Below are 16,209 nucleotides of genomic sequence, written 5' to 3'. Positions count from 1 at the left end.
GTAGGGTGTTTAGCCTTTGTAAATTGAGACATCCATTCCTGGATACAATCGTCCCGGACTTTTACTTATTATTTGGTCTCCAGATTTTAAACCTGAAATAATTTCTACTTTTTCTTTTTCCTGTAATCCCGTTTTGACAGCAACAAGCTCTATTTTATTATTAATTACTTTATATACGTGTGTTTTACCTTTCTTTAAAAATAAGGCTTGTGTAGGAATAACTAATACATCTATTTTTTTACTCACCACGAGCTGCGCGGTCACATTAGTTCCTACTAAACAATGAGGGCATTGTATTTCTGCATCTGCAGGGCACATGTGAGTTTCATCATCTATCATTTTCTGTACATGGCTTAAATGATAAAGTTGATTCAATATATAAATGGGTTGGTTTTCTTCAATTGAATTATTATGAGTACATGGGATATCTATTTCAACGATTAAAGAATTTGGATCGTAAATGGTTACTACTGGCGCACCTTCAGTTACTTGAGCACCTTCTTTGATTTTAAATGCACCAATTACTCCGTTAAATGGAGCATAAAAACGCATATTTTTTAGCTCAATTTTAGTTTTGGCTTTTTCCTTTTGTGAATCAATCCAAACCCTTTTTTTCTCCTCTACTTCTCGGGCACTAACAAATCCCGTTTTCTGTAAGCTTTTGAGTCGTTGATACTGAATGTTTTCTAATTGTTCGGTTTCTTTGGAAAGTTGATAACTTTTTTCAATATCTGGATTAGTAATTTTTGCAATTAAGTCACCTTTTTGAACAGTTTGACCGGAGGTTATGAGTGTATCAAGCATTCCAGAGCCTTTGGCAATCAGGATGGTAGCGTGTTTGGGACGAATAGTTCCTATAAGTTTTATTGTTTTTTCAATAGTAGCTGGAGACACAGTGGTGATTTCAACTATTTTAAGAGATGGAGGATGTGGTTTTGGTTTAGGATAGTAGAATAGAAAGTAAACACCTAAGAGGAGTACGACACTTAATAACCCAATAATTTTAAGTTTTGAAGACATGCTGTTAAGAATTAATCGTGGATTCACAAGATGCTCCTATGCTGGAATTAGGCTGCATGTGCGTTATTTCAACAATAGCGTTTACCCACAGTGGATCAGTATTCATGGATGGAATGACAATGAACTCTTCACCGCCCAGTGCTAGCCATTGTTGTTTGGCTCTGATTCCTATTTCTTCTAAAGTTTCCAAACAATCGGCCACAAAAGATGGGCAAACGACAATGAGTTTTTTAATACCTTTAGCACTTAGTTTAACAAGAGTTTCATCAGTATAAGGTTTTATCCAAGGGGTTTTTCCTAGCCTTGATTGAAATGCAGTGCTGTAATTTTCGATAGATAGTGCTAATTCTTTGGCTAATAATTGACTGCTATGATAACAATGTGCTCTATAACATTCTTGAATTTGTTTCTTAGAAGTAGAGCATGGTTTGATACAAATCGACTTACAACTGTTTTTAGTGATTTGTCGTTCAGGAATTCCATGGTAGCTAAAGAGAATATGGGCCTGCTCATCAAAATACGGTTTAATAATTTTTGCTTGCGCTTTGATGTATGCTGGATGCTGGAAAAAATCGCGAATAATTGTAATTGAGGGAATTAGATCCCAGGAAGTGATGATCTGAAGGACTTCTGTAATTGCTGAACCACTAGCTGCCGAGGAGTATTGCGGGTATAAAGGCAAAATTGTAATGGATTCACAGTCTTTTAATTGATTTAATGCGCCCCTAATAGAGGGCTCTCCGTAGCGCATTCCTAGGGCAACTTTACTGTCTGGCCCAACAAAATTTTGTACTTGTACCATTAAATTTTGACTATGAAATAATAAGGGCGAGCCTTGCTCGGTCCAAATCGATTGATAAGCAAGGGCGGAGCGTTTTGAGCGAAACGGTAAGATAAAACCGTAAACTAACACATAACGGAGCAAAGTAGGTATATCGATAACACGTTTATCCGTGAGGAACTCACATAAATAATTCCTGACAGATGATATATCTGTATTTTTGGGAGTCCCAAGATTGATAAGTAATAAACCACGCTTCACAATTTATCTGGCTTTAAAATGAATTAAAGTGATCATACATGAAGACGATTTCTAATGCATTAATGTGTAGGCTTTAAATAAATTGTAATGGACGCAGCACCATAGGATACTGCGTTAACTTAATTAAGCCATTTCAACTTCAGCGTTTTCATTAAGCACAGTCACATTAGCCGCATGCAGACCTTTATCACCTTGTTCTACATCATAGTTGACTGTTTGTCCGGGAGCTAATGTTTTATAGCCTGTACCATGAATTGATGAAAAATGAACAAAAATATCATCACCCCCATTTTCTGGGATAATAAAGCCCCAACCCTTGGCATTATTAAACCACTTCACCTCACCTCTAGCCATGTTTTCTCCTTAACTAAAGCTCTATTACTATAGAGACTCTGTAGTTTCTCAATTGCCCTGGTTCTTATTAGAGCTCTTGCATAAACTGTATCATTTGCTTGATTACGTCTATACGTAAACATTAACTCGGTATAAATTCTCTTTATCCTTGCAACAGCAATGTCTTGTTCTAAAGCAATATCTACAGGTTAGGCAAGAGCCCCATTATTAGCTGAGCAATTGCATTCGTCCATAAATGACAATTGAACCTATTTTTTATAGGTTGTTTTAACATAACGAAAATAAACTGACTACTCAATAGTATTTTTTATAAAAATATTTAATTATCTTAATAATTTCTTAAGTTGTTTATGTTAATTTATAGTTATAGATGTGATAAGAGGAGTTCAGATGAGTAAAAACAGCACTTCTACAATGTTAGGAAAACTAGCTGTTGGACAAAACGAATCTTGTTCTGAGACGGTTTTGGGACAAAAGTCAGAAGAAGTGGGAGAGACTTTTGCTGTACCTCAATTAAAACCATCTAAGAAGCCTAAAATGGAAGAGGTTCTTACTAATATTTTAGGAGCCGCTTTTTCTAAAGGCTATTCTCCGATGGATAAAAACTAATTTTTAATTCTATTACGCAGTCATCCGTATAAAATTATAAAGCCCTTTCTAATGTACTGGAAAGGGCAATAATCTTAATATCAAAATAGCCATCAATAGCTCAAGCTGTTGCAAAATTAAATTTTTTTCAGATTGCATGTACTGCAGTAGATCTAATATATTACTGAAATAGAGGTGCGAATCCCTTTTTTTAGGTATATACTTTTTTTAAAGGATAACAATTTTTTTGAGGCATTAAGTATGGCAGGGGGCTTTGCTGAAACAGCACATTGGAGAGATTCTGCACGGAGTGCTCGTTTTTTTATAGTTGATGCGCGTGCGGCGTTTCCTCTATTTTTATTTCTAATGCATATCAGAATATGGACAGGTATATTTGTTTTGGTTTCTGCGGTATTGTTTGGTATTATTGAACATTATGGTTTCACTGTGCCCGTTTTTTTACGATGGATAAGAAGCTTCTTAGCAGGTTCTCTCAAATCTTCACAACCTTGGTGGCGATAGTTAGGTATGGAAAGGGATATTAGTAAATGTATGGCAGTAATTGCCGCAAGTTTAAATGCTAAATTTTATCTTAATGATCGATTTGTAAGTTTTGAAGAGGTTTTTGCAGATACAGGGTTATTACCTGCCATTGCGAAGCGAGCCGATCAACTATGTTCTTTATGCCTGGGTTATGGTTTAGGAGCTACATTTGATGAAGCAGAAGGAGCCTTATTGGGTTTGAGGGTTGTTTTTGATGAAGTGACACCAAATGTTTTACGTTTGTTGTGTATGACTGATGTAGTGAATGAGTTAATTCAAGGTGGGCCGAGTCGTGATTATACGCCGTTGGATGAATTAATGTACGATTAGGCATTTTTTGATATGTATATTTTTTACGTTTATTGTAAAGAAATCGAAAGAAATCGTAGTTTTAAATTTATTTGTAATTTATTTTGTTATTCTTGTGGCAAATAAGATTTATGTGTTGGGGGGTAGTAGGATGGCATATGCGAAAGGTTTTTTTAGCGCGTCTACAGCGAATACAACTAATAATGAGAAGGCTACTACCGAAGATGCCGCATATTTAGCGAGTACTCTTGAAGCGTTAGAAAAACGAGTCACTCAAATAATGAAAGTGAAAATGCAAACTCAAAATACTGCAGAAGCAGCTGATTGTGAGAGTGCAATTCAACAATTAGAAAGGTGTCGCCAAGACGTAGTATCTAATGCTGAGATAAGTCATTCGCCACGTCCATGATAGGCTAGAGCGGTTTTTATCATTTCATTTCATTTTTCGTAGCAAAAATTAATTTCTTACGATTTTCTCTTTTTAAAACAATAAATAATAATTTGCTGTTATAATTTTACAATGGTTCATAAGTTATAGGTTATGTTTGATGTATGAAAGATATACTCAATGATGAGCAAAATAAAGCCATTCTTGAAGCATTAGATGAGGCAATTAAAAATGGACCTTGGGATAAATCTAATTTTCTACGGGCCATTGGTAAGAATTTAAATGAAATTCGTGATGATTTTGCAAAGAAAGCTAATGCGCGTAGTAGAGAACAAGTTAAAACAGATATTTATTTAGCAAGTCGGCTTGCTTTAAGAAGCAATCAGCAAGAGATTTTTATTTCTTTATATTCTGCGGATGGTTCCAATCTTCAATCTTGGGAAAGGATTATCGTTAATTTACCGCGTCAAATGGTTTCTAGGCCAATATATGCAGAAGAAGAACAAGTGAAAGCACTGTTAAAAACTAAAGAAAATAAGCAAAATGAAGCTTATGTAGCCATTTATATTAATTCTACGGATATTATTCCCCTTCATCCTGATAAAGCGCTTGTTGATAAGCTAGGTAATACTCTATTAACCCTCAAAGACAAAACGTTACATCTTGAAAATGTGAGTCGCTTTGTTCATGTAAGTGGTGTTTACCAACTGACACGTGGTCGTTTGATTAAAGAGCAATAATATTGCTCTAATGTTTCATTTTTTAGTCCATTAAGTAGATAATCCTTTGTCAATCTCTCGCAAAATTAGCCTAGAGAGGTATATACTTAAAATAAGTGAACTTTTCAAAGTAACAATTAATGGCACAACAAGGTGGTCAACAACAAGGTTCTGATAATTCCATGGCTCCAATTTGGATCATGGTGCTCGTGTTTATAACTGGGTATATAATTTGGAAAACAGGGCATAAATATATTGTAATTTTTGTTTTCCAAGTAAATATCTTACAAGCAAAGTTGGTCAATCTATTTGTTCATAATGAGCAGTTATCCAATCTAATTTATCTGATGCAAACAGTAGACCCTAATGCTGTGGATTGGGGACAATTAATGGCCACGACGCAGGAAGTTGGCGATTTCATGCGTTACCCGGTGGTTGTTGTGCTTCTTACTTTAGCTGTTGTTCTTTACCGTTCTAATATTACTTTAAAATTTCGAAAAGTTTATAATATGAAAAAACTATGTGAGCAAGAACAGTTCAATTGGCCTGCAATTATGCCTATTGTTAAAGAGGATTTAGTAAGCCAAGATGTTAATAAAGGTCCTTGGGCTATGGCTATGACTCCAATGGAATTTGCTCGTAAATACAATTTACTAAAAAAAGAAGATGCTTTATTAGATAACCCCGTACCTGGGCAAGAAATGACAGCAGGTATTCGTAGAGGGGATGCAAAACGTGTCTTTACGCTGCAGTTGGGTCCGTATTGGGATGGTTTTGAGCATTGCTCGCCACAGGCGTATGCATTAGCGGCTGTTTTTATTGCCAGAATAAATCGAGATAGAGATGCTGCTAATAATATTTTAGCAACTATAGACAGAACTTATGTTACTGGTAAGCCTGATTTTTTTGTTGCAAGACCAGTAATCGAGAAATATAAAAATACAGAATTAGTGCAGGAAGTTACTACAAAACATGCCTATACTTTAAGTGTAATAGCTTCATTACTTGAGAAAGCTCGACTAGATGGAGTAGTGCCGGCTTCAGAGTTTTTGTGGTTAAAGCCTATAGATAGACGTTTATGGTATATGCTTAATTGTGTCGGTAGACAAACTCCTTACGCAGAAGTTGCGGGGGCCTTTGCTCATTGGAAAGCAGAAAAAGAAATGGGGCGACGTTCTTTGGTGCCGATGATAGATGAAGCAATAAAAGCATTGGAAGTCGCTATAAAAGAAGTTAAGTTAACACCTCGTCAAATGGAGGAACTAGAGCCATGATGCGCGGTATTGAATCACGTCATGAATTAGACCCTACCCAGTTACTCAGGGACACACGTACTTTGGTACAACGATTAGCAGATTTTTTTGGTGATCCTACAAATATTTCAATTGTACTTTTTACCCTATCGGCGATGTCGTATTACTTTTCGGAAGCAGCAACCTTTTTGATGCTTGTTGGGGGGGCTTGTTTTCTTTTCAGTTATACGCGCAAGCAAGGATTACCATTTCGTCTTCCCCAGGTTTCTCGCGTAAAAGATTACAACGATATGAAGCCTGGTATTAACCAACCGAATATAGCACGTGGGATAACTTTTTTTGGTAATGACCGTAAAACAGGCCATGAATTATGGTTTGCTAACGATGATATGCGTACACATGCATTAATTTTTGGCTCTACAGGTAGTGGTAAAACAGAATGTTTGGTTTCTATTGCTTTTAATGCTTTGGTGCAAGCCAGTGGTTTTATTTATGTAGATGGTAAAGGTGATAACTCCCTTTATGCTAAAGTTTTTTCTATGGTCAGAAGTATGGGGCGTGAAGATGACTTACTTTTGATTAATTTCATGACCGGTGCGCGAGATATTATCGGTCCACAAGAAAAAAGACTTTCTAATACGTTCAATCCTTTTTCACAAGGCTCTTCCAGTATGCTGACCCAACTTGTAGTAAGTTTGATGGGAGATTCCAAAGGAGGCGGGGATGGGGATATGTGGAAGGGTCGTGCGATTGCCTTCGTTGAAGCTTTGATGCGTCTTCTAGTTTATATGCGTGATGAGGGGGCAATACTTCTTGATGCAGATACTATTCGTAACTATTTTGATTTAGTTCGATTAGAAACCATAGTCGTTGATAAAATTTTCCCGCGCGATAATCAGGAAAGTGTGAACATTGAGTCTATTCCAAAATTAGTTACAGACCCTTTACGTAACTATCTAGGTACTTTGCCAGGTTATAATAAGGAGAAAAAAGGAAAGCAAGTGTCACAAGTTCTGGAGCAACATGGTTTCATCACAATGCAGCTGGTAAGAGCGTTTTCATCCTTGGCAGATACCTATGGTCATATTGTCCGTACTAACCTAGCAGAAGTGGATTTTAAAGATGTAGTATTGAATCGAAGAATTTTAGTTGTGCTATTGCCTGCATTGGAAAAATCTCCTGATGAGTTATCCAACTTAGGTAAAATTATTGTTTCCTCATTAAAGGCAATGATGGCAGCAGGTTTGGGAGAGGATGTTGAGGGGGATTATCGAGATGTAATTTTAAGAAAGCCAACAAATGCTCCAACCCCTTATATGTGTATTCTAGACGAGTATGGGTATTATGCGGTTCAAGGTTTTGCGGTTGTGCCTGCACAAGCGCGCTCACTTGGATTTTCAGCGATTTTCGCAGGACAAGATTTGCCCGCTTTTCAAAAAGCATCTAAAGAAGAGGCTGCGTCAATTGGTGCAAACACAAACATTAAAATATGTATGAAATTGGAAGACCCTACAGAAACATGGGATTTCTTTACAAAGACGGCTGGTGAGGCTTATGTAACTAAAGTAGATTCATTCCAAGCGAAAGATTCGAGCATGGCGAATACTTATATGGATAGCAAAAGTTCCTCATTTGAAAAGAGAGCTCGTGTTGACCTATTAGATCTTAAAGAACAAACAGAGGGTGAGTCACATATATTCTTCAAGTCAAAAATTGTGCGGGCTCGAATGTTTTATGCGAATCCCAAACCAGTTAAGCAATTAAAAATAAATCAATTTTTAAAAGTAGAGGCTCCACCCGATGACTACTTAATGAAATTACAAAAACAATTGGTTTCTTTCCAAGAAATTTTGGATAGTGGCGATTTGTCAATCGATAAGTCTGTGGAAAATGAGGAAATAACGCTTATTAGTAAGTTATTACGAGAGTCCGTTATAGAAGAGCCAATAGAACGTGGTGTAGCGGCTTTAATTGCATTCCATAGCTATAATGAGCCAGAGCCTGTTGAAGACTTGGTTGAAGAAGAAATTGAGGGGATATTAACTATCTTTAGTCCTTTGCGAGTAAATCCAAATGACCCACCAATTTTGGTAAGTGATAAGACGGTATTTTCTGAAGCCTTATTACCTATTAACGAAACACGTAATCAGATGATGAATATTGAGCGTTTAGCAGGAGCTAAAGATAAATATGCTGGTACAGTTTCTAATGAGCTGATTAAGGATTTTCAATTAGCAACCAGTTACCCACCTGAAGAAAGAGACTTTATTGCCCCAGATGAATTAACTGATATAGTTAAAGCATTAACTGAAAAAATTGTGAGCGATCGTCAAAAAGCAAATCAAAATGCTGAAGAATCGACTTAAGGCTCCATATTGTGTGCGAATTCAATTTTAGCCATGTCTTCCATGGCTAAGCTTTTTTTACCTTTACTGCAAAAGATAATTCTTTGTGGTGTTTTAAATCACGCATACGTTGGGTTTGGTACCCAACACTCATTTCTACCTTAGATTTTGAAAATTTCTGTTTTTTTGCATCTCTTTTATCTTATGGATATGAATGAAAAAGTTTTGAAATGAAGGGAGAGTTGTTTTTTTTTGAAAAAAAACGAACCTGAGTGCTTTGTTTTTTTTCAAAAAAAGGTAAAGCAATAAATAAATTTTTAAAAAAATAGATATTTTCTTGAATTCATTGTAACGTAATGATTTATAGACTTTTCTAAAAGATGTAAAAAGCAATAGAACTACAGTTAGAATCTATGGTTATTATTTTGAATATAAGGATAACGAGTGAGAGTGGTACGTATTAATCTAATTCGGGCTGTTGGATTGGCTGCCTTATTAATGGGAACTTCCTGTAGTCGTGATTATTGGGCTCTTGATAAAGAAGACCCTAAGTACCCGTGTAAAGTTTTAGGGGCTTGTGATGCTACCATTATGAAGCTCGCAAAAAATTTAAATAGGAAAGGGGTAAAAGTAATCACTATAGGCCAAGATTACATGATTAGTATTCCCGCAAGTTATTTATTTGAACCAGAAACTCCACACTTAAAATGGAAGTCATACGCTTTGTTAAATGAAATAGCTGTATTCCTGAAGCAGTTTCGCAAAATAGCAATTAATGTAGCGAGTTATAGCAGTAAATATATATCACCACAAAGAGAGCACGCATTAACCTTAGCTCGTTCACGGGTGGTTAGCGAATATCTTTGGTCACAAGGCGTAGATAGCCGTTTTATATTTACACAAGGGCTCGGGAGTGATAAACCTATAATTGCATATACACAAGGTGGTGATAGCTCGGTAAATGCGCGAGTAGAAATTACCTTTAGACGTGCTGTAGCATAGGGGATGCGATGAGTCGTGAAACCTGGAGTTTGATAAAGAAAAGTAAAAGGTTTGATGTTAATGTATATAGGCGAGGTATAGTTGCATTGATTTTTTCTTTAATATTGAGTTGCATTTTTTGTTTATCGTTGTTTTATATGTATTTAACGGAGCCCGAACGGGATTTTTATGCAACAAGTGGAGTGGTACCACCTATTAAATTAAATCCAATGCTATCTCCTAATTATTCAGCACAAGCATTACTTCCTCCTGATCCTACATCGGATGGTGAGGATAAGTTAATACCAGAATAAGCTATACACGAGGATATTATGGCCCAAGATGCCTTGACAACTGTTGCATTAAGAAACACCTTTTATAAGGATAGTCAACGTAAGGTAGTCCTTGCGTTGTTAATTGCTCTTCTAGTAAATGTAATACTGGCCTTTATGCTGGTATATATGATTACTCATCCACCGGCCCCTAAATATTTTGCTACAAGCATTAATGGTCGGATTACACCACTTTTTCCTTTAAATGAACCTAACCAATCAGACTCTGCAGTTTTGCAATGGGCGAATCAGGCTGCAATCGCAGCATTTACATATAATTTCGTTAATTATAGGGATGAGTTACAAGCCTCTTCTGGTTTTTTTACTCCTGAAGGTTGGGATCAATTTCTTAATGCATTGCAACAATCAAATAACCTAGATGCAGTGAAAGCGAAAAAACTGATTGTGTCTGCCGTAGCAACGCGAGCACCTATTATTTTGCAAAAAGGGGTATTAAATGGAAATTATTCTTGGCGTGTCCAAATGCCTATATTAGTAACCTATCAAAGTGCTAGTGAATTTACGCAACAAAATAATGTGGTGACTATGTTAATTACACGTGTTTCTACTTTAAATTCGCCTAGAGGAATTGGTATATCACAATTTGTAGTTGGGCCTGCCGCTGGTGGGGTATCTTAATGAGCAAGTTGAATTGGTTTGTAAAATTTTGTTTTCTTTGTGGAACTTACTCCATGATTGGTTCATCTTTTGCGCAGGATGACAGTGCGCAACAAGCATTACAGCAGTTACGTTTGTTGCAGCAACGTTTGTCACAAAATCAACCAGCAGGACAAAATCAGGCGGCACAAGCAGGACAAAATTCTGCGGTAACAGCAAATGCGCCTGCTCAAAATCCAAATGATAATATTCCTATTCCATTAGCGAATGATATTTATAAGCCTCCCAAGCCACAACCAAGTAAGGGACCTCAACCTCAGACTGCTGCGGATCAACAGATAGTGACCCAAAATGATGAAGAGGTAATCAATAATAAAGCTTTTAGAGATATGACAAAAAATTTGTATCCACTGAACACGGAACAAGTCGTACAATTAAAGCAAATGAATGATACTATGGAATATGCTAAGGCCTCACCCGCAGGAACACCGCCAAAGCCTACAGCAACTTCCCAATTTGTTAACTTATCTCCAGGTTCTACTCCACCCGTGATTCGCTTGGCACAAGGATTTGTTTCTTCGTTAGTATTTCTTGATTCATCAGGAGCTCCTTGGCCAATTGGCGCATATGATTTAGGCGATCCTAATGCTTTTAATATTGTATGGGATAAAACCAGCAATACGCTTATGATTCAAGCAATGAAAGCATATAATTATGGCAATTTAGCGGTTCGATTACGAGGCTTAAATACCCCTGTGATGCTTACCTTGATACCCGGGCAAAAAGCGGTAGATTATCGAGTTGATTTACGTGTACAAGGCTATGGGCCCAATGCTAAAACAATGCCTTTAGAGACGGGAATTCCTCCTTCAGCGAGCGAATTGCTTCTTCATGTTTTAGACGGCGTGCCACCTCCCGCAAGCAAACGTTTGGTTATTACAGGAGGAGATGCACGTGCTTGGTTAGCCAATGACAGAATGTATGTTAGAACCAATCTTACTATATTGTCACCGGGCTGGTTAGCAAGTATGACTAGCGCAGATGGGACGCATGCATATGAAATGCAAAAATCTCCGGTATTGTTAGTTTCCTGGCATGGGAAGGTCATGCAGCTCAAGGTAGAAGGGTTATAAATGGCTGGAAAAAAAGAAAATTTAAAGTCGCTTTTTTCGAATACGCGTACTCGGGTTATTATTATTTTTACATTATCCTTATTAATTTTAGCTGTAGTGATAGGATACATAAAATTAAGAGGAGCTGGTTCTGGGCCATCAGCTACAGCAACTCTTAGCCATGCTCCAGGAGCTATTCAATCAATTCCTGGTGTTCTTAATCCTACAGCACAATATGCTCGCTTGCAGGAAGAGCAAAATGTCAACCAGGCACAAAAAGCAGAGAAAACTGGTGGGAGTGCTATTCCAACAATCATTAGAACACAAGCCTTGGGTGAAGGTGTCGGAGTTATTGGTTCACAAGGCGGACAAGCAGGTGTTGGTTTTGTTACTTTAGCCAGAGAAAATGAGGAAGGATCTCAAAAAAGTCTTTGGTTGCAAGCACTACAAAATGGAGGGTGCTCTAAAGCCGCTGTGTCGCAGGTTGTAAGTCAAGGGGCTCAATTAAGTGATTTAAAGGCAGCATGCAGTTGCGCACAGCTAAAAGATAATGGTTACGGTTTAAAAGATCTAGGTCAAGTTTGTCCCTGTAAAGAATTGAAAGCGGCAGGATACAATGCAAGACAACTTAAAGATGCTGGCTATAGTGCTAGTCGATTAAAGGATTGTGGTTTTAATGCTTGTGAATTACGCAATGCAGGATTTACAGCCCAAGAACTTAAAGATGCGGGTTTTTCTGATGATGAACTTAAAGGAGCAGGGTATTCTCCAGAAGAAATCGCTAAAGCCAGCGGTTTACCTAACGGAGTGAGTGCTGCTGATGTTCTAAAAGCAGGATGTAGCGTTGATGCTTTAACTAAATTGCGTAAGTCAGGTGTTACTGCTTCCGCTATTCGACGTATTAGCGGATGTAGTGCGGCACAATTAAAAGCAGCCGGTTTTACTGCTAAAGAATTACGTGATGCGGGATTTAGTGCAGCAGATTTAAGAAGAGCAGGTTATTCACCTGAAGAACTAAAGGCTGCAGGGTACTCTGCTAGAGATTTATTAAATGCAGGATTTACCCCTGAGGATCTTGCAAACTTAGGTTATTCTCCAGCAGACATTAAAGCAGCAGAAACAGAACTGCCTCCTGGAATTACCCCTGACGATATTAAAAAAGCTGGATGTGATGTCGATTCATTAAAAAAAGAAAGGGCAGCAGGAGTTAGTGCCGCGCTTATTAAGCAATATGCAGGTTGTAGTGCTGCAGCCCTAAAGGCAGCAGGTTTTACTGCCAATGATTTAAAGAATGCTGGTTTTAGTCCCAAAAATTTAAAAGATGCTGGATTTAGTGCGGCAGACTTGAAAGCGGCGGGACTTAGCGCTGCAGATTTAAAAGAGGCAGGATTTAGTGCCCAAGATCTAAAAAATGCAGGGTTTAATCCAGCAGACTTAAGAGCAGCAGGATTTAGTGCAAGAGATCTAAAAAACGCAGGTTTTACTCCTGATGCACTACAGGCTGCAGGTTATTCTCCTGCAGATATTAATGCAGCACAGGGTCTGTTACCCCCAGGAATTACGCCTGATGATATAAAGAAAGCGGGATGTAACGTTGATGCATTAAAAAAAGAAAGGGCAGCAGGAGTTAGTGCGGCGCTTATTAGACAATATGCGGGATGCAGCGCAGCACAATTAAAAGCAGCGGGATTTAGCGCAGCTGATTTAAAAGATGCAGGATTTAGTGCAGCTGATTTAAAAGCAGCAGGATTTAGTGCGGCTGATTTAAAAGCAGCAGGATTTAGTGCGGCTGATTTAAAAGCAGCAGGGTTTAGTGCGGCTGATTTAAAAGCAGCAGGGTTTACTGCTGCAGATTTAAAAAATGCAGGATTTAGCATTGGTGATCTAAAAGCTTTAGGTTTTACTCCATCTGATTTAAAAAATGCAGGATTTAGTGCCAGAGATCTTAAAAATGCGGGCTTTACTCCTGCAGAATTAAAGGCAGCAGGATACACTGCCAGAGATCTATTAAATTCTGGTTTTACACCCCAAGAGCTTACTAATGCCGGTTATTCTCCAGCAGATATTAATGCCGCACAAGGACAATTACCAGCAGGAATTACACCTGATGATATAAAGAAAGCGGGGTGTGATGTAGATGCTTTAAGAAGAGAAAAAGCAGCTGGGTTTAGTGCCGAACTCATTACACGATACGCGGGATGTAGCGCAGCACAGTTAAAAGCAGCCGGATTTACTGCCGCAGATTTAAAAAATGCCGGATTTAGTGCGACGGATTTAAAAAATGCCGGATTTAGTGCTGCAGACCTAAAAAATGCGGGGTTTAGTGCCGCAGATTTAAAAAATGCAGGATTTAGTGTTAAGGATCTGAAAAATGCTGGCTTTACTCCCTCAGTGCTGAAGGCGGCAGGGTATACTGCCAGGGATTTATTAAATGCTGGTTTTACACCGCAAAATCTTGCTAGTGCAGGCTACTCTCCAGCAGATATCAATGCAGCACAGGGACCATTAGCAGCAGGATTTACTCCTGATGCGATAAAGAATGCTGGCTGTGATGTTGCTGCACTAAAAAGAGAGCGGGCAGCCGGAGTGAGTGCCGCACTTATTAGACAAAATGCCGGATGCAGCGCAGAACAATTAAAAGCAGCAGGGTTTAGTGCTGCAGATTTAAAAAATGCAGGGTTTAGTGCTGAGGATCTAAGAGGTGCGGGATTTACCGCCGCTGAATTAAAAAATGCAGGATTTAGTGCTGCTGATTTAAAGAATGCTGGATTTACTGCATCAGATTTAAAAAATGCAGGATTTAGTGCCAAGGATCTAAAGGATGTAGGATTTACTGCGTCAGATTTAAAAAATGCCGGTTTTGGCGCTCAATCCTTGCTTGATGCAGGATTTACGCCCTCGCAACTACTTACAGGTGGATACACTAATAAGGATTTAGCAAATGCAGGACTCACCCCAGCAGATACAATTGCAGCTGGACGGGTCGCAGATTGCAGTGTTGAATCTTTGAAAAGAGCAAGAGCAGCTGGTGTTAGTGCTTTGGCAATTAAGAAGACTTTAGGATGTTCGGCAAAAGCATTAAAGGATGCTGGTTATACAGCTAAAGAGCTTAAAGATGCAGGTTTTACTGCAGCTGAATTAAGGAATGCTGGATTTAGTGCAAAAGATTTAAAAGATGCAGGTTTTAGTGCTAAAGAACTAAAGGATGCAGGTTTTAGCGCTGCGGACTTAAAAAATGCAGGTTTTAGTGCTAAAGAATTAAAAGATGCGGGTTTTAGCGCTGCGGACTTAAAAAATGCAGGATTTAGTGCTAAAGAATTAAAAGATGCAGGTTTTAGTGCTAAAGAATTGAAGGATGCAGGTTTTAGCGCTGCTCAATTGAAAGCTGCGGGTTTTAGCGCTAAAGAGCTAAAAGACGCAGGTTATAGTGCTAAAGAGTTAAAGGATGCAGGTTATAGTGCTACTGAATTAAAAGATGCAGGTTTTAGTGCTAAGGATTTAAAAGATGCAGGATTTAGTGCAACACAGCTAAGAGCTGCGGGTTTTGGAGCAAAAGATTTGGTTGATGCTGGATATAGTGCTGACGATTTAAAAAATGCGGGATTAAGTGCTTCTCAAATACAAAGCGCTGGATTTAATGCTTCATCAGAAGTGGCTGGTTTGGGTAATCCAAATATGCAACAAGGAGCATTTAATCTTAATGGCATACCCGCTGTAGGGCAAGCTGCAGCCACCACAACGCCAGGTGGTGCTAGTAATAACAGTAATCAGCAGCTACAAGCAATATTAAATAAACAGAATCAGCAGGCTGCGGAACAAAAATACCAACAAAAAATTGCACAAAAAAGTAATGACATGTTAAACGCGGCAAATGCATTGTTAAACGATTGGAAAGGTGTGCCTGCGCAAGCTTATAGTGAAGGAAATACAGGAGAAAAAGCTGTAGCGGTTGCAGCAGCAGGTTCTGTTGCGACAGGAGGCACTACCACTCAATCTACAACAACTGTAATATCAAATAATGATGTCAATATGATTAAGACTGGTGATGTACTTTTTGCTGTGATTGATACTTCAGTCAATAGTGATGAGCCAGGACCTATTCTTGCTACCATTATTTCGGGAAGACTTAAAGGTACTAAGTTAATTGGTAGCTTTAATTTGCCTTCAAACGCTAACAAAATGATTATTACATTTAATACAATGTCAATTCCAGGCGCCCCAAAAACAATTTCAATTTCTGCCTATGCAATTGATCCCAATACGGCAAGGACTGCTCTTTCAAGTAAAACCAATAATCATTATCTATTACGTTATGGTTCCTTATTTGCTTCCTCATTTTTAGAGGGATTTGGAAATGCATTCCAGTCCGCGAATACAACAGTAACTATTGGTGGTACAGGTGCCGGTAATAATGTGACCATTGCGAATGGTGTTGGTCGCTCTACCTTGGAAAATGCGGTAATTGCGTTGGCTGATGTTGGTAAGACATGGGGACAACAAGCCCAGGTATTATTTAATACACCTCCAACCGTCGAGGTTTATTCAGGAACTCCTGTAGGTGTTTTATTTACTCAAGATGTAAAATCTATTTAATGGCGGGTAAAA

The 16,209-nt window shown here is 38.2% G+C and carries 15 protein-coding genes; 12 read left to right on the top strand and 3 right to left on the bottom strand.

Annotated features, from left to right (window positions below; all coding sequences use genetic code 11):
* Positions 1 to 9: 9 nt before the first annotated feature.
* The 3 genes from Lsan_RS19035 to Lsan_RS19025 all read right to left on the bottom strand — a co-directional run bounded on the left by Lsan_RS19035 (position 10) and on the right by Lsan_RS19025 (position 2,416).
* Complete coding sequence (locus Lsan_RS19035; protein WP_058515686.1) at positions 10 to 1,047, bottom strand: efflux RND transporter periplasmic adaptor subunit; 1,038 nt, start codon at positions 1,045 to 1,047, stop codon at positions 10 to 12.
* Positions 1,025 to 2,062, bottom strand: coding sequence for a ferrochelatase (gene hemH, locus Lsan_RS19030; protein ID WP_058515685.1), 1,038 nt, complete (start codon positions 2,060 to 2,062; stop codon positions 1,025 to 1,027). The genes Lsan_RS19035 and hemH overlap by 23 nt, the downstream gene beginning before the upstream one ends.
* Positions 2,063 to 2,185: 123 nt before the next feature.
* Positions 2,186 to 2,416, bottom strand: coding sequence for a cold-shock protein (locus Lsan_RS19025; protein WP_058515684.1), 231 nt, complete (start codon positions 2,414 to 2,416; stop codon positions 2,186 to 2,188).
* Between the two features lie 390 nt (positions 2,417 to 2,806).
* Here Lsan_RS19025 and Lsan_RS19020 point away from each other — a divergent pair, with 390 nt between their 5' ends.
* The 12 genes from Lsan_RS19020 to dotG all read left to right on the top strand — a co-directional run bounded on the left by Lsan_RS19020 (position 2,807) and on the right by dotG (position 16,197).
* Positions 2,807 to 3,025: a hypothetical protein gene (locus tag Lsan_RS19020; protein WP_058515683.1), complete on the top strand. Its 219-nt coding sequence runs from the start codon at positions 2,807 to 2,809 to the stop codon at positions 3,023 to 3,025.
* Positions 3,026 to 3,265: 240 nt separating this feature from the next.
* Positions 3,266 to 3,526, top strand: a complete 261-nt coding sequence (gene icmT / locus Lsan_RS19015; protein ID WP_003635115.1) for an IcmT/TraK family protein — start codon at positions 3,266 to 3,268, stop codon at positions 3,524 to 3,526.
* 6 nt (positions 3,527 to 3,532) lie between these two features.
* The gene (locus tag Lsan_RS19010) at positions 3,533 to 3,877 is read left to right on the top strand and encodes a type IV secretion IcmS family protein (RefSeq protein WP_012979368.1); all 345 of its coding nucleotides are present in this window, start codon (positions 3,533 to 3,535) and stop codon (positions 3,875 to 3,877) included.
* 130 nt (positions 3,878 to 4,007) lie between these two features.
* Positions 4,008 to 4,265 carry a hypothetical protein gene (locus Lsan_RS19005; RefSeq protein WP_058515682.1) on the top strand — a complete coding sequence of 86 codons (258 nt, stop codon included), beginning with the start codon at positions 4,008 to 4,010 and terminating at the stop codon, positions 4,263 to 4,265.
* Between the two features lie 143 nt (positions 4,266 to 4,408).
* On the top strand, positions 4,409 to 4,984 hold the full coding sequence (icmQ, locus tag Lsan_RS19000) for a Dot/Icm secretion system protein IcmQ (protein ID WP_058515681.1): 576 nt from the start codon (positions 4,409 to 4,411) through the stop codon (positions 4,982 to 4,984).
* Between the two features lie 119 nt (positions 4,985 to 5,103).
* Positions 5,104 to 6,237 carry a type IVB secretion system coupling complex protein DotM/IcmP gene (gene icmP, locus Lsan_RS18995; RefSeq protein ID WP_058515680.1) on the top strand — a complete coding sequence of 378 codons (1,134 nt, stop codon included), beginning with the start codon at positions 5,104 to 5,106 and terminating at the stop codon, positions 6,235 to 6,237.
* Positions 6,234 to 8,582: a TraM recognition domain-containing protein gene (locus Lsan_RS18990; protein ID WP_058515679.1), complete on the top strand. Its 2,349-nt coding sequence runs from the start codon at positions 6,234 to 6,236 to the stop codon at positions 8,580 to 8,582. The genes icmP and Lsan_RS18990 overlap by 4 nt, the downstream gene beginning before the upstream one ends.
* A gap of 423 nt (positions 8,583 to 9,005) precedes the next feature.
* The gene (gene icmN / locus Lsan_RS18985; protein ID WP_058515678.1) at positions 9,006 to 9,563 is read left to right on the top strand and encodes a type IVB secretion system protein IcmN/DotK; all 558 of its coding nucleotides are present in this window, start codon (positions 9,006 to 9,008) and stop codon (positions 9,561 to 9,563) included.
* An 8-nt stretch (positions 9,564 to 9,571) separates the two neighbouring features.
* Complete coding sequence (gene icmM / locus Lsan_RS18980) at positions 9,572 to 9,856, top strand: type IVB secretion system protein IcmM/DotJ (RefSeq protein ID WP_058515677.1); 285 nt, start codon at positions 9,572 to 9,574, stop codon at positions 9,854 to 9,856.
* A gap of 18 nt (positions 9,857 to 9,874) precedes the next feature.
* The gene (locus Lsan_RS18975) at positions 9,875 to 10,513 is read left to right on the top strand and encodes a type IVB secretion system apparatus protein IcmL/DotI (protein ID WP_058515676.1); all 639 of its coding nucleotides are present in this window, start codon (positions 9,875 to 9,877) and stop codon (positions 10,511 to 10,513) included.
* Entirely contained in the window at positions 10,513 to 11,625 is a 1,113-nt protein-coding gene (locus Lsan_RS18970; protein ID WP_058515675.1) for a DotH/IcmK family type IV secretion protein, read from the top strand. The genes Lsan_RS18975 and Lsan_RS18970 overlap by 1 nt, the downstream gene beginning before the upstream one ends.
* Complete coding sequence (gene dotG / locus Lsan_RS18965; protein ID WP_058515674.1) at positions 11,626 to 16,197, top strand: type IVB secretion system protein DotG/IcmE; 4,572 nt, start codon at positions 11,626 to 11,628, stop codon at positions 16,195 to 16,197. It abuts the gene before it with no gap.
* The last annotated feature ends 12 nt before the right edge of the window (positions 16,198 to 16,209 follow it).

The sequence above is a fragment of the Legionella santicrucis genome, from assembly GCF_001468135.1.
Taxonomy (GTDB): Bacteria; Pseudomonadota; Gammaproteobacteria; order Legionellales; family Legionellaceae; genus Legionella; species Legionella santicrucis.
This window is presented reverse-complemented; position numbering and strand designations above follow the sequence as displayed.